This window comes from Amycolatopsis ruanii (genome assembly GCF_003385175.1).
GTDB lineage: Bacteria > Actinomycetota > Actinomycetes > Mycobacteriales > Pseudonocardiaceae > Amycolatopsis_E > Amycolatopsis_E thermalba.
The window spans coordinates 1-13,384 of record NZ_PQHY01000076.1 but is presented as its reverse complement, the minus strand read 5'-3'; the positions used below and the strand labels follow the sequence as shown (position 1 = coordinate 13,384).

Annotated in this window: 15 protein-coding genes; 6 read left to right on the top strand and 9 right to left on the bottom strand. The window is 73.0% G+C overall.

Translation table 11 applies throughout. The features are described 5' to 3' along the window. Window positions 1–18 precede the first annotated feature (18 nt). Entirely contained in the window at window positions 19–1,002 is a 984-nt protein-coding gene (locus D0D28_RS29155) for a helix-turn-helix transcriptional regulator (protein ID WP_162831230.1), read from the top strand. Here the strand turns inward: D0D28_RS29155 and D0D28_RS29150 are convergent. Then, window positions 955–1,899, bottom strand: coding sequence for a YihY/virulence factor BrkB family protein (locus D0D28_RS29150; RefSeq protein ID WP_162831229.1), 945 nt, complete (start codon window positions 1,897–1,899; stop codon window positions 955–957). The two genes, D0D28_RS29155 and D0D28_RS29150, sit on opposite strands and share 48 nt — an antisense overlap. Before the next feature lie 488 nt (window positions 1,900–2,387). Between D0D28_RS29150 and D0D28_RS29145 the strand changes: the two genes are divergently transcribed. Beyond that, window positions 2,388–3,113 carry a site-2 protease family protein gene (locus D0D28_RS29145; protein ID WP_116114142.1) on the top strand — a complete coding sequence of 242 codons (726 nt, stop codon included), beginning with the start codon at window positions 2,388–2,390 and terminating at the stop codon, window positions 3,111–3,113. On the opposite strand, the gene D0D28_RS29140 is transcribed toward D0D28_RS29145, so the two are convergent. Beyond that, window positions 3,114–4,925 carry a glycoside hydrolase family 15 protein gene (locus tag D0D28_RS29140; RefSeq protein ID WP_116114140.1) on the bottom strand — a complete coding sequence of 604 codons (1,812 nt, stop codon included), beginning with the start codon at window positions 4,923–4,925 and terminating at the stop codon, window positions 3,114–3,116. Window positions 4,926–4,935: 10 nt separating this feature from the next. After that, the gene (locus D0D28_RS29135; RefSeq protein ID WP_116114138.1) at window positions 4,936–5,943 is read right to left on the bottom strand and encodes an SDR family oxidoreductase; all 1,008 of its coding nucleotides are present in this window, start codon (window positions 5,941–5,943) and stop codon (window positions 4,936–4,938) included. A gap of 246 nt (window positions 5,944–6,189) precedes the next feature. Between D0D28_RS29135 and D0D28_RS29130 the strand changes: the two genes are divergently transcribed. Continuing rightward, window positions 6,190–7,245, top strand: coding sequence for a glucose 1-dehydrogenase (locus tag D0D28_RS29130; RefSeq protein WP_116114135.1), 1,056 nt, complete (start codon window positions 6,190–6,192; stop codon window positions 7,243–7,245). Between the two features lie 177 nt (window positions 7,246–7,422). Here the strand turns inward: D0D28_RS29130 and D0D28_RS29125 are convergent, their stop codons facing one another. Continuing rightward, a complete protein-coding gene (locus tag D0D28_RS29125; protein WP_116114133.1) occupies window positions 7,423–8,643 on the bottom strand; it encodes a cation:proton antiporter in 1,221 nt (406 codons plus the stop codon). A gap of 88 nt (window positions 8,644–8,731) precedes the next feature. On the opposite strand from D0D28_RS29125, the gene D0D28_RS29120 reads away from it, so the two are divergent. From D0D28_RS29120 to D0D28_RS29110, 3 genes are all read left to right on the top strand, one after another. Next, the gene (locus D0D28_RS29120) at window positions 8,732–9,145 is read left to right on the top strand and encodes a four-helix bundle copper-binding protein (RefSeq protein ID WP_094002636.1); all 414 of its coding nucleotides are present in this window, start codon (window positions 8,732–8,734) and stop codon (window positions 9,143–9,145) included. Between the two features lie 164 nt (window positions 9,146–9,309). After that, window positions 9,310–9,876, top strand: coding sequence for a copper chaperone PCu(A)C (locus D0D28_RS29115; protein ID WP_094002637.1), 567 nt, complete (start codon window positions 9,310–9,312; stop codon window positions 9,874–9,876). Continuing rightward, the gene (locus D0D28_RS29110) at window positions 9,873–10,424 is read left to right on the top strand and encodes a DUF4232 domain-containing protein (protein ID WP_116114131.1); all 552 of its coding nucleotides are present in this window, start codon (window positions 9,873–9,875) and stop codon (window positions 10,422–10,424) included. The genes D0D28_RS29115 and D0D28_RS29110 overlap by 4 nt, the downstream gene beginning before the upstream one ends. Before the next feature lie 170 nt (window positions 10,425–10,594). Here the strand turns inward: D0D28_RS29110 and D0D28_RS29105 are convergent, their stop codons facing one another. The 5 genes from D0D28_RS29105 to D0D28_RS29090 all read right to left on the bottom strand — a co-directional run bounded on the left by D0D28_RS29105 (window position 10,595) and on the right by D0D28_RS29090 (window position 13,358). Beyond that, the gene (locus tag D0D28_RS29105; protein ID WP_116114128.1) at window positions 10,595–10,819 is read right to left on the bottom strand and encodes a hypothetical protein; all 225 of its coding nucleotides are present in this window, start codon (window positions 10,817–10,819) and stop codon (window positions 10,595–10,597) included. A 118-nt stretch (window positions 10,820–10,937) separates the two neighbouring features. Continuing rightward, the gene (locus tag D0D28_RS35880) at window positions 10,938–11,081 is read right to left on the bottom strand and encodes a hypothetical protein (RefSeq protein ID WP_162831228.1); all 144 of its coding nucleotides are present in this window, start codon (window positions 11,079–11,081) and stop codon (window positions 10,938–10,940) included. Between the two features lie 23 nt (window positions 11,082–11,104). Then, a complete protein-coding gene (locus tag D0D28_RS29100) occupies window positions 11,105–11,287 on the bottom strand; it encodes a hypothetical protein (protein ID WP_116114125.1) in 183 nt (60 codons plus the stop codon). An 8-nt stretch (window positions 11,288–11,295) separates the two neighbouring features. Then, window positions 11,296–12,681 carry a sensor histidine kinase gene (locus D0D28_RS29095; protein WP_116114122.1) on the bottom strand — a complete coding sequence of 462 codons (1,386 nt, stop codon included), beginning with the start codon at window positions 12,679–12,681 and terminating at the stop codon, window positions 11,296–11,298. Beyond that, a complete protein-coding gene (locus tag D0D28_RS29090; protein WP_116114120.1) occupies window positions 12,678–13,358 on the bottom strand; it encodes a response regulator transcription factor in 681 nt (226 codons plus the stop codon). Before D0D28_RS29090 ends, D0D28_RS29095 begins: the two co-directional genes overlap by 4 nt. Window positions 13,359–13,384 lie beyond the last annotated feature (26 nt).

Sequence of the window (13,384 nt, the reverse complement as noted above, 5' to 3'; positions counted from 1 at the left end):
TCGGAGGGCTCCTGCCTGATGACGATGGATCCGGCCACCATGCTGCCGACCGCCGAGTTCGTCGAGAACGGGATGCCCGCGGACGCGATCAGCCGGCTCGTGGAGATCGAGTTGCACGAACCGGACTACACCAAATGGGTTGACCTGGCGCGCGCGGGCTGGACCGCGGCGAGTCTCAGCGACGCCACCGCGGGCGAACCCGACCTCAGCCGGCGTCCCCGGGAGGTCCGGCGCCCCCGGGCTTACGCCGACGAACTCCGCGTCGTCCTGGCCAGCAGCACCGGCACGTGGGGCGCGCTCACCGTGTTCCGCGAGAAGGACCGCCCGTACTTCTCGCCCGCCGAGGTCCGGCTCGTCACCTCGCTGACCGGTGTGATCTCCGACGGGCTGCGCCGGAAGCTGCTCCTGGACGGCGCCTGCGCCGGCCACCACGACACTGGAATGCTCGTCCTGGACCCCGAGGACGGCGTCGACCTCGCCAACCAGGTGGCCGGGACGTGGATCGACGGACTCGGCATCGGTCCCGGAGCAGGCACCACGCTCCCGCTGGTGATCCGTGCGGTCGCCAGGCAGGCGCGTGCCGTCGGCGGGCACGTGGGGGAGGGGAGTGCGGGCCTGGCCCGGGCGCGCGTGCGCACCAAGGCGGGCCGGTGGGTGATCGTCCGGGCTTCGCTCCTGGGCGAGGGCCCGACGGCACCGCTGGCGGTCCTGCTGGAAGCGGCCCGCCCGGCGGAGATGGCACCACTGCTGGCCGACGTGTACGGCCTCGCCCCGCGGGAGCGACGGGTCACCGAATGCGTCGCCCAGGGTTTGCCCACCAGGCAGATCGCCAACCGGCTCCGGATGCCGGCCGACACCGTCCAGGACCACCTGAAGGCGGTCTTCGCCAAACCGGCACCGGCTCCCGCGGCGACCTCATCGCCCGCCTGTTCTTCGCCCAGCGCGCTCCGCGGCTCACCGCTCCGCCGGCAGTTCCGGGCGAGGTGCGCGGGGTTGCGGTAGCCGCCGGTCGCTGACGTCCTCCCGGCGGTGCTCACGGTCCTGCCTCTCCGGTCCGGTGCCGTCCGCGTGCCGCGCCCGGCAGCGGTCCAGTTCGGCGTCCACTTCGGCTCCCGCGAGGACGGCGAACGCCGAGAGGTACAGCCACAGCATGAGCACGGCCAAGCCGGCGAGCGTGCCGTAGACGGCGTGGTAGTGCGCGAATCCCTCGACGTACACCGTGAAGGCCGCGGATCCGGCGAGCCAGATGGCGAGCGCGACGAGTACTCCCCAGCTGAACCACCGGCGCCGCGCGCGGTCGAGGTTCGGGGCGAAGCGGTACAGCACCGCGAGCGCGCAGCCGAGCAGCACGACCAGGCCCAGCCACCGCACGGTGCTGACGAGCCACCGGCTGTCGCCGGGGACGTGCAACACCTCCAGCAGGAGCGGGAACACGGTGATCGCGGCCAGCGCGACCGCGGCGACGGCGATCGCGCCGAGGGTCAGCACGAGCGCCAGCAGCCGCACCCGGAGGAAACTGCGCGTCTCGCTCCCGTCGAACGCTCGCGTCAGCCCGCCGATGATCGACCCCATCGCGGTGGACGTCGTCCACAGCAGCGCGACGACGCTGCCCACGAGACCGAACGTCAGCCCCCGCGAGCCGAGCGCCGTGGCGCCCGCCAGCTGCTCGGTCACGATGTTGCGCGCCGGATCGGGCAACGCCGACACCAGGGGCGCGAGCTGGTCGCGAACGGTCTGCGGGTCGGTGACCAGCGAGTAGATGGTGAGCAGCGCGATCAGCGCCGGCGCCAGGGCCAGCAGCCCGTAGAAGGCGATCGCGGCCGCCGAGGTGGGGACGTTGTCGTCGCCGATCTCCGCGACGATGCGCTTGACCGTTTCCCACCACCGCCGTCGTGTCACGAGCACCGGTTACCCGGGCGGGCCACCGCCCACGCCCACGGGGAAGGGACGTGCGTGGCCGGCCCGGTGGTCTTCGCGACGGGGGGACGAGACTTCCGGGCAGGTGGTCGCCGCCGACGAGGTGACCGACGTGGCCGTGGTGCGGCGCAGTTGCCGCCGGACGGCAGCGCGGACCACCCGCTGCCCCGGTGTCTCGATCGGCAGGCTGACCTCGGAGATGCGGCACCAGCTGACGGCGCACACGGCAGCCGACGACCTGCGCAACTCGGCGTGCGCGATGCCGGTTCGACGCACGAGGGCGATCCGGCCGTGGCCGAGGCGTCGGCGGGCGGCGAAGGCGAAGCACGACGACGATCGCGTGCCGGGCCGACCTGGCTCGCGGTGGCTCCCCGGTGATCGCAAGGTTTTCGTCAGCTCGGTCCCGCACCGCGAGCCGGTGCGGGCGGGTATGACCGGGAGGGAGATCCGAGGAGAGGAGCTGCGGCACGATGACGGGAACAGTCCCGCTGGGCGAGTTCGCCGGTGTCCGCGTCCGCGCGCACTGGAGTGTGACGGCGGCCCTGGGACTGGTGGCCGGAGCGCTCGCGTTCGCGCGGTGGCCGCGGGTGCTGCCCGCCTACCCGGACGTGGTGCTGTTCGGCGCGGCGGTGGTGGCCGCGGTGTTCTTCGTCGCGTCGCTGATGGTGCGCGAGGTGGCGCCCGCGCTGGTCGCACGCCGCCACGGCGCCGCCGCGCCGGAAGTCACGCTGTGGTTTTTCGGTGGGACGGCGCGGAAGCGGGAAGCGCCAGGCGCGGAGCTGCGCGTGGCCGTGGCCGGTCCGCTCGCGAGCCTGTCGGCCGGCGCCCTGCTGGGCCTTGCGGCCTGGGGCGGTGCTCTCCTGGGTGCACCGTTGCTGGCGGTGGATGCGCTGACCTGCCTGACCGCACTCAACGTCGCGCTGGCCCTGTTCCACCTGCTGCCGGCCGCGCCGCTGGACGGTGGCCGGATCCTGCGGGCGGCGCTCGCGGCCCGACGTGGGGACCGGGCACGGGCGGCGGTGCGGAGCGCCAGGGCCGGGCAGGCGTTCGGCGCCGCGCTAATGGCCTCGGGGGCGGTGCTGCTCGCCGGCCCGTCCGGCGGCGGGGTGTGGTGGCTGCTGACCGGGGCGTTCACCGCGGTCCTGGCGACCGTGGACCAGCCGCCGGCCGACGCCCGCCGCCCGGCGCCGGACTGATCAGCCCGGCCCCTGGCTGCCGCGGCGGCGGGCGGCCCCGTCCTCGCTCTGCAGGTTGAGCGCGGTGTCGATCAGCGCGACGTGGGAGAACGCCTGGGGCACGTTGCCGACGAGCCGCTGCGCGCCGGTGTCGTACTCCTCGGACAGCAGGCCGACGTCGTTGCGCAGCGCGAGCAGGCGCTCGAACAGGTGGCGGCCCTCGTCGTGGCGGCCCTGCAGGATGTAGTTGTCGGCCAGCCAGAAGGTGCACGGCAGGAAGGCGCCCTCGCCGGGTGGTAGCCCGTCCAGTTCCTCGGTGCGCTCGTTCATGGTGTAGCGCTGCACGAAGCCGTCCTGGACCAGGTGCCGTTCGATCGCGTCGACGGTTCCGCGCATCCTCGGATCGCCGGCGGGCAGGAACCCGACCGCGGGGATCAGCAGCAGCGACGCGTCGGGGCCGGACCCGCCGTAGTACTGGGTGAAGGTGTTGCGGGCGGTGTCGAAGCCCTGGTCGCAGACCTGGGTGAAGATGTCGTGCCGCAGGGCTTTCCAGCGGTCGGCGGGACCGCCGAGGCCGAAGCGTTCGACGCCCTGCACGGCTCGGTCGACCGCGGCCCAGGCCATCACCTTGGAATGGGTGAAGTGCCGGCGCGGCCCGCGCATCTCCCAGATGCCGTTGTCCGGATCGTCCCAGTGGGATTCCAGGAAGTCGAGCAGGGTGCGCTGCAGCTGCCAGGCGTCCGGATCGGGCGGGATGCCGTGGGTGCGGGCCTGGTGCAGCGCGTCCATCAGCTCGCCGTACACGTCGAGCTGGAACTGCGCCGAGGCCGCGTTGCCGATGCGCACCGGGCGGGAACCGGCGTAGCCGGGCAGCCACGGCAGCTCGGATTCGGTGAGCCGGCGTTCCCCGTCGACGCCGTACATGATCTGCATTTGCCCGGGGGCGCCGGCCATGGCCCGCAGCATCCATTCCCGCCAGTCGCGAGCCTCCCGTTCGTACCCGGCTTCCAGGAGTGCCATCAGGGTGAAGGTCGCGTCGCGGATCCAGCAGAAGCGGTAGTCCCAGTTGCGCACGCCGCCCAGCTGCTCGGGCAGCGACGTGGTCGCTGCGGCGGCGATCCCGCCGCTGGGACTGTAGGCGAGCGCCTTGAGCGCGATCAGGGACCGGACCACCGCGTCGCGGTACTCGCCCCGGTAGGTGCACCGGCCGGCCCAGTCCCGCCACCAGCGTTCGGTCGCGCGGACGGTCCCGGCGATGTCGACCGGCTCCGGCTCCGCCTGGCGCGGCCCGGTCCAGGCCAGGCGCAGCCCGACGCGGTCGCCCCGGTCGACGGTGAACTCGGCCGAGCACACCGCGTGCTCGTCGGCGCGGTGCGGCACGTCGCCGTCGAGGACGACCGCGTGCGGGCCCGCGATGGCGCGGATCCGCTCGCCGTCGGTGCGGATCCACGGCCGGTCGTGGCCGTATTCGAACCGCACCCGCACATCGCTGCGCATCCGGACCCGGCCGCGTACGCCCTCGACGACCCGCAGCACGCGCGGGTGGTCGTGGCGGATCGGCATGCAGTCCACGATCCGCACGGTGCCCTCGTCGTTGACCAGTTCCGTCTCCAGCACCAGGGTGTCGTCCCGGTAGCCGCGGCGGGTGGTGCGGGCGCCGCCCAGCGGCGCGAGCGTCCATTGACCGTGGTCGGGGTCGCCCAGGAGCGCGGCGAAACACGCGCCCGAATCGATTCGGGGCAGGCACAGCCAGTCCAGTGAGCCGTTGTGCCCGACCAGGGCGGCGGTCTGGGTGTCGCCGATCAGCGCGTAGTCCTCGATGCGCAGGGACATCCAGTCTCCTTCAGCGCTTGCGCGTCAGCGCGGCCAGGCCCGCGGCCACCAGCGTCGCCGCGGCGGCGCCGAGCAGGCCGTGGTGCTGGGACGCCCACAGCTGGGGGCTGCGTGCGGTGGCCTTGCGGTCGAAGCGGCCGTGCGCGCCGAAGTCCGTCCCCTCGGTGTCGTCGGCAGGCACCCACAGGTTCACCGGCTGATCCCGGTCCCGGGGCTGCCGGGCCTGCTGGGCGGAGAAACCGGTGCGGGCCAGGTAGCGGTCGAGCAGGCCGGGGGCGACCTTGTTCGCGACGAGCGTGCCGACCGTGGACCCGCCGACCCAGTACTCCCGCCGCCCGGAGTGGCCGGCGGCGTGGACGATGGCCTTGGCCGGGATCTCCGGCTGGTAGATGGGCGGGACCGGCTGGGCCTTGCGGGGCAGCCGGGACAGCACCCAATCGAACTGCGGGGTGTTGACGCCGGGCATCTGCACCATGGTCACGCGCACGTTCGACTTGTCGTGCAGCAGTTCGCAGCGCAGTGATTCGGTGAACCCCTGGATGGCGTGCTTGGCGCCGCAGTACGCGCTTTGCAGGGGGATGCCCCGGTAGGCCAGGGCCGACCCGACCTGGACGATCGCGCCCCGGTCACGCGGCAGCATCCGCTTCAGCGCCGCCCGGGTCCCGTTCACGTAGCCCAGGTAGGTGACGGCGGTGACCCGGCGGAACTCCTCCGGTTCGATCTCGGTGAAGGGCGCGAAGACGCTGGTGAAGGCGTCGTTGACCCACACGTCTATCGGGCCGAACGTCTCTTCGACCTGCTCGGCCGCGGCCTCGACGGCCTCGGCGTCCGCCGTGTCGACGGGCACCGGCAGGGCCTGACCGCCCGCCTGTCCGGCCTCGGCGGCGGCCGCCTCGAGGCCCTTCTCGCCGCGGGCCAGCAGGGCCACCCGGTCTCCGCGTTCGGCGAAGGCGCGCGCGGCGGCCCGGCCGACACCGGCACTGGCTCCGGTCACGACGACCACTCGTCCCTGCTTCACAGCCGAATCCTCCCGGTCGGACACTTGTCTAGGGCAACTCTCCTCTGGTACCCGCGCAGACTTCAGCCATGCGTTCGCCCCGCTCACCCCCGGGACAATCGTCAGGCGTTCGTCAGGCCGGCCGGCGGACGGGCTACCGGATGCTGTTCCGATGCGTCGGCCTGATCGTGATGGGGGCTTCCGTGGCGCGGTAGCCGGTGGCCGGTCGGGGTATCCGCGGCGGGTACGCGATCGAGAGGAGATGTCATGCGGGCAGTGACGGTCCGGCCGGGCCAGGCGCACTCGCTCACCGTCGCCGAAGTACCGGATCCGTCGCCGGCAGCGGGGGAGCTGCTGGTGGACGGCCTGGCGCTCGGGATCTGCGGCACCGACCGGGAGATCCTCTCCGGGGAGTACGGCTGGGCGCCGCCGGGGCGGGACCACCTGGTGCTCGGGCACGAATCACTCGGGCGGGTGCGGCAGGCACCGGGGGACAGCGGCTTCGCGGCCGGCGATCTCGTGGCGGGAGTGGTGCGCCGCCCGGACCCGGTGCCGTGTGGCGCGTGCGCGCACGGTCAGTTCGACATGTGCCGCAACGGCCGCTACACCGAGCGCGGGATCAAGGAACTCGACGGGTACGGCAGCACCTCGTGGACCGTCGAGGCGGCCTACGCCGTCCGCCTCGATCCCGGGCTCGAACAGGCCGGGGTGCTGATGGAACCGGCGAGCGTGGTGGCCAAGGCGTGGGACCAGATCGATCGGGTGGGCCACCGCGCGTGGTTCGACCCGCGGACCGTGCTGGTCACCGGCGCCGGCCCGATCGGCCTGCTGGCCGCCCTGCTCGGCAGTCAGCGCGGCCTCGACGTGCACGTCCTGGACCGGGTCACCAGCGGTCCCAAGCCGCGGCTGGTGTCCGATCTGGGCGCCACCTACCACCACGAGGACCTGGAGACGCTCGGCCGGAAGCTGCAACCCGATGTCGTGGTGGAGGCCACCGGGGCGGGCCCGGTCGTGGTGGCGGCGATGACCGTGACCGGGCCGTACGGGATCGTCTGCTTGACCGGCGTGTCCTCGTCCGGGCGGCGGCTGCCGGTCGACGCGGGCGGCTTCAACCGCGAGGTCGTGCTGGAGAACGACGCGCTGCTCGGCTCGGTCAACGCCAACCGCGACCACTTCCGGATCGCCGCCGACGCCCTCGCGAAAGCCGACCGCGGATGGCTGTCCCGCCTGATCTCGCGGCGGGTGCCGCTCGCCCGGGCGGAGGAGGCGTTCCAGCGCCAGGACGACGACGTCAAGGTCGTGCTCGACCTGCGCGAGGACTGAGGGCATGCGCGACGACACTTCGGCCGTGGCGGGATCGGCGGGAGGCCCATCACCGGCGCCACGCCCGGCGGTGCCGCGACCACGACCCCGGGGCCGCCGGTCCCGCCCCGCCGACCTGCTCGCTCCCGCCGACACTATTGCAGTAGGCAACACTTGGGCAGCGCACGGATATGGGAGTCACTTCGGCGTCGCCGCGTCTTCCGGTGAGCCGGGCGCCGCCTGACCGGCCGGCAGGTTGTCGGGTGGCTCGACCCGCAGTGCCCGCGCGACGGGCACGTCGGTCGAGGAGTGCAGCACGATCGACATCGCGATGGTCACCGCGACCAGGTCGAAGACGGTGTGGTTGTCCGGGATGCCGGATTGCAGCGCCAGCAGGCCGTACACGACGGAGGCGAACCCCTTCGGCCCGAACCACGCCGCGGTCGCGCGCTCGCGTCCGGGGAGCGGGGTGCGCAGCAGCGACACCAGCATCGCCGCCGGCCGCACCAGGAGGATCGCCAGCACCGCCAGCGCCCAGCCGCCGGGCGACAGGTGGCTCAGCCGGTCCGGGGTGATCAGCGCGCCGAACACCAGCAGCGCGGCGAACTTGGTCAGCTCGGACAACAGGTCGCCGAACGGCTCGAAGCGCTCGGCGGCCGCCCGGTTCAGCGTCGCCAGGGTGGAGCCGGCGGCGAAGGCGGCCAGGTAGGCGTTGGCGTGGGTGAGGTGGCAGACCGCGTAGAGCGACACCGCGATCGCGAGCGGGCCGAGAGCCTGCAGGCGTGGTTCCGCCGTCAGGATCCGCAGCCGCCACGCCAGGGTCACCAGTGCCGGTATCCCGACGCCGAGCGCGAGACCGCCGGCCAGCTCGAGCGCGATCGTGGCCGGGTGCGACCGCTCGTGCGTGGCGAGCGCGAGGAAGACCAGCACGAAGGGCAGGGCCAGCCCGTCGTTGAGCCCGGACTCGACGTTGAGCAACCGCCGCAACCGCACCGGCACGTCCGAGCGGCCGACGATGGCGGAGGCGAACACCGGGTCGGTGGGGGAGAGGATGGCGCCGAGCAGGAACGCGGTGGGCCAGTCCAGCCCGGTGAGGAAGTGCGCGGGCAGGGCGATGCCGAGCATGGTCAGCGGCATGGCCAGTCCCAGCGCCCGGCCGGACAGCCGCCAGTTCTCCCGCAGCGCCCGCAGATTGGCGCGCTGGCCGTCGGTGAACAACACGGTGAACAGCGCCAGATCGGCGAGCGTGGACACCAGGGGATCGGCGGGGTGGACCGTGACGAGCCCGAAGCCGCCCTGGCCGATCAGTGCGCCGGCGAGCAGGAACATCAGCGCGGTGGACAACACCGTCCGGGCGGCCAGACCGGACAGCGACACGCTGACGAGCAACACGACCCCGAATGCCAGCACGAGTGCCACCGAGGATCCCTCCCGTCGTCCTGGTCCGGGGGTTGCCCTGAACACCGGCGGGTATGCCACGTGGCGTCACCGAGGGAAAGGAGAAGTCATGACCGTGGTCTCCGAAATGCTCGACACCTACCCGGCCGACCTCGGCCAGGTCGACCGCGCCCAGCTCGTCCGGTGCGTCGAGGCGTGTCTCGCCTGTGCCCAGGCCTGCACCGCCTGCGCCGACGCCTGCATGTCCGAGCCGGACGAGCGGCTGCCGGAGCTGCGCAAGTGCATCAGGTCCAACGTGGACTGCGCCGACGTCTGCGACACCACCGCTCGCATCCTGTCCCGCCACACCGGCTACGACGCGAACATCACCCGGGCAGTGCTCGAGGCGTGCGCGACGGTGTGCCGCTCCTGCGGCGACGAGTGCGCCGGGCACGCGGAGCGGATGGAGCACTGCCGCGTGTGCGCCGAGGCGTGCCGGCGCTGCGAGCGGGCCTGCCGCGACCTGATCACCGCCCTGGGATGACGGGCGGCCGCAGTCCGCCTTCCGGTGCTCCGGTCCGAGTTCGTCAGGCAACCGTCAGGTTCACCGTCCCCGGCCGGGGAATGCCCTCACCACGGGGGTGAACCGGCGAGGGGAGCAGACGATGACTCAGCGGGCCGACGGTTCGGTGGCGACCGAGGAGGACCATGAAGAGCCGAGTGCGAACGCTCGTCCCGGCGGTGGTGGCCGCCCTGGTGCTCGCCGGCTGCAGCGACCCCGGCCAGCACGGGCAGGGGGCGGACACCATGGGGACCAACGCCGGGGACGGCCCGGTCCGGCTGCTCAACGTCTACGTCGAGCGGCCGGACGACGGGCGGTACTCGCCGGGGGAGAACGCACGGGTGCTCTTCACGGTGAGCAACACCGGCGACCAGGACGACACCCTCACCGGGGTGACCAGCCCGGTGGTGCGCGCTGTTTCGTTGCGGTGGGACCAGTACTGTGACGGCACCGCCGAGCAGGTCCCGGAGATCCCGGTGCAGGCCAAGGCATCGGTGCCGATTCCACCCGGCCGGGTGCTCACCGGGCACCTGCCCTACTACGTGGACGCCACCGGGTTCACGACGGAGGCGCTGGCGGGCACCACCATCCCGATGACGTTCACCTTCTCCCGGACCGGGCCGATCAGTCTGGACGTGAAGGTCCAGCCACGGGAACCGGTCGATGCGATACCGCACTACGCCTGCATCGCGATGGGATCGCAGAAGCAATGAGGACGGTCGTTGCGCGCAGCCGGCGTGGGATCGCCGTCCTGGCCGCACTGGCGGCGGCTTCGGCCTGCGGGCCGGCGCCGGACCCGGGCGGACACGCCGCCGCGCCCGACAACGTCGCCGCGACCCAGGCCGCGCCGTGCACGACGAACGAGTTGACGGCCGACCTGCAAGCCCAGCACCCCGCCGCCGGCAGCAGGTACGCGGTCATCCGGCTGTCCAAGACGACCGGCGGCACCTGCACCCTGCACGGGTACGGCCGGATCAGGCTGGTGGGACAGGACGGGCGTGCCGTTCCCACGCGCATCCGCCGGGAAGCCGGACCCAGACCGGCCCCGGTGCGGCTCGAACGGGGGACCGCGGCGCGGCAGCACCTGCGGTGGGGTGTGGTCCCGGTGGGGGACGAGCCGGTGACCGGGCCGTGCCAGCCGCCACCGGGTCACCTCGACCTGGTTCCGCCCGGCGGGGGCGAACCCCTGCGCGTGAGCTGGTCCTACGGCCCGGTGTGCGGGCACGGGACGATCACGGTGAGCCCGTACCAGCCCTGGTGACGGTTCCCGCGCGGTCGGCCGGCGCCGCCTCCACTGTCCCGACGGGACGATGACCTTCTCCATGGCTTTCCGCGGCCCGTGGAGCAGTTCGCGCGGGATGAGCGGCATCCAGGACAGCGCCACCAGCTCCGCGGCCCGGGCGATGGGGCAGTGCCGGCCGTGTCCGATGATCACGCGTGCGGGCGGCCGGCGGCGATCAGCCGTGTGAGGCGGTGATGTGCCAGGCGGTGCAGCAGCTCGCTGACCGCCTCGGAGGCGATCCGCCCGCTCAGGTCGCGCACGGACTCGCGGACGACGCGGGACACCTCGTCCGCGTCGAGGTCGTCGAACTCGGCCATGAGCTGTGCGCTGACGACGATGGTGAGCTGGGTCAGCCGGGGTGTGGTCGTGGGCATCGTTCTCCCTGGATCGCGCCGATCTCGATCACCATCGTCGCACCGGCCGGTGCGGTCGTGCCTGACGGTCAGCTGACATTGTGGCCGCTCGGAAACCCACCACGACCCGTCCTCCGGGTCAGATGTGCACGTGGGTGACGCGGCTGAGGCGGTAGTGCGCCAGCCGGTAGAGCATTTCGCCGAGAGCTTCCGCGACGATCTGTCCCTCGAGGTCCCGTGCCGCGTCCCGCACGGTCTGGCGGACGTGGGTACGCGGAACCACGCCGTGGAATGGCGCCGGCCCCCTCACGACGAAGTGGGTGACGAGGGGCCCGTGGTCACCGCGGGATCCGGACGTTGCGTGACCTGAGGTGTCGTCGGCACGGCCGTGGTGGTCGACGGGATCGGCTCCGGCTCGTCCTGGGTGGTGACCCCGCAGCCGGCCGCGAGCAGCACCGGCCACACCACGACGACCGCGAAGCGACGCACACCCGGCCTCATGCGGTGGCCTCCGGAAGTTCCACGACGAACCGGGATCCGCCGCCCGGCCGGTCCTCGGCCCAGGCCGCCCCACCGAGCCGCCGGGCGTGTTCGGCGACGATGGCCAGCCCGAGGCCGCTGCCGCTGCCGTCCCGGCGATCGCCGGCCCGCGTGCCGCGGGTGAAGCGTTCGAAGATCTGCTCGCGAAGATGCGCCGGCACGCCGGGCCCCTCGTCGTCGACCTCGAGACGCACCCGGCTCGCTCCCACGCCGATCCCGATCCGGCGCGCCCCGCCCGCGTAGTGCTCGGCGTTGTCGAGCAGGTTGCCCACGATGCGGTCCAGCCGCCGCCGGTCCCCCCGCACCAGCGCCGGCTCCGGCCCGGCGTCCACCGGCGGCGAGGACGTGTTCCGGTGCGCGAGCACGTTGGTCACCAGTTCGCGCAGGTCGAGGACTTCCCAGGCGTCGTCGTCGCCCTGCTGGCCGGCGCGGGAGATCTCCAGCAGGTCGATGACCATGCGCCGGAACCGGTGCACCTCCAGGACCAGCAGGTCGAGCGCCCGGCGGGCGGTCTCGGGCAGATCGTCCCGCCGGCGGTGCAGCACTTCGGCGGCACTGGTCATGGTGGTCAGCGGGGACCGCAGTTCGTGGCTGACGTCGCCGGCGAACCGGGCGTCGCGCTGGACGCGGTGCTCGAGGGCCTGCGTCGTCTCGTTGAAGGTCCGGGCCAGCGGCCCCAGGTCGGCGTCGGCGTGCTGGGGCAGGCGGGCGCCGAGGTCACCGGCGGCGACCCGGGAGGCGGCGGCGGTGAGGGCGGTGAGCGGGCGTAGTGCCCGCCGGCTGGTCCACAACCCGAGCGCACCGCCCAGCACTCCACTGGCCAGGGTGCCACCGGCCAGGAGGCTGCTGAGGAAGTGGAAGGTGCGGTCGATCTCGGCCAGGGGGAAGATCTCCACGTAGAACCCGCCTTGGGTGGCCAGGGGGAGCGCCACCGCGAGCACGGGGACGTCCCGCACGTGCAGGCGCTGCCGCACGGGCGTGCCCGACCGGGCGGCGTCGGCGAACGCGCGGGGCAGCTCGGCGAACTCGACCTGCCTGCCGCCGGTGAGCACGTGACCGGGCCGTTGCACGATGATCGTCGCGTTCGGACCCGTGGTGAGGCCGGTCAGCAGTTCCTCCAGGCCCCCGGACCCGGTGCGGATGGCCTCTTCGACCAGCCGCGCGTTCACCGCGGCCTGCTGGGTGGCGCTCTGCAGACGCTGGTCGAGCATGTATCCGCTGGCCAGGTTCCAGGTCGCCAGGGCGAACAGCCCGGAGACGAGGAACGAGCCGAGCCCGAAGGCGACGGCGACGCGCCACCGCAGCGACAGCACCTGCCGGAGCGGGCGACGGAACCGCGTCACGGTTCCGGCTCGATCCTGTACCCCATCCCGCGCACGGTCACGATGGTCCGCGGGTGGTCGGGATCGGTCTCCACCTTGCGCCGCAACCGCCGGATGTGGACGTCGAGCAGGCGGGTGTCACCGAAGTAGTCGTAGCCCCAGACCTGGCTCAGCAGCTGCTCCCGGGTCACCACGCTGCCGGCGGACGCGGCCAGCTCGGCGAGGAGGCCGAACTCGGTGCGGGTCAGGTGCACCTGCGTGCCGTCGCGGAAGACCGTCGCCGCGTCCAGCCGGATCTCCAGGTCGGCCACGTGCAGCACGGCCGGCCGCCCGGGGGACCGCCGCCGCAGCAACGCGCGCATGCGGGCGGCCAGCTCGCCCGCGACCAGCGGTTTGGTGACGTAGTCGTCCGCGCCGGCCTCCAGGCCGGCGATCACCTCGCGGCTTTCCGAGCGCGCGGTGACCACGATGATCGGCAGGTCACCGCTGTCCCGCAAGGTGCGGCAGACGGTGAGCCCGTCCACGCCGGGCAGCATCAGATCCAGCAGCACGAGATCGACGGGGCCGGCTTCCACGGTCTCCAGCGCGCGCTCACCGCTGGGCACGTGCACCACGGCGAACCCTTCGTCGTCGAGGGCCAGCGTCAGGGCCTGCGCGATGCGCTCGTCGTCTTCGACCAGGAGAACTCGGGTCGGCATAGCGGCCATTCTTCCCGCCCGCCCGC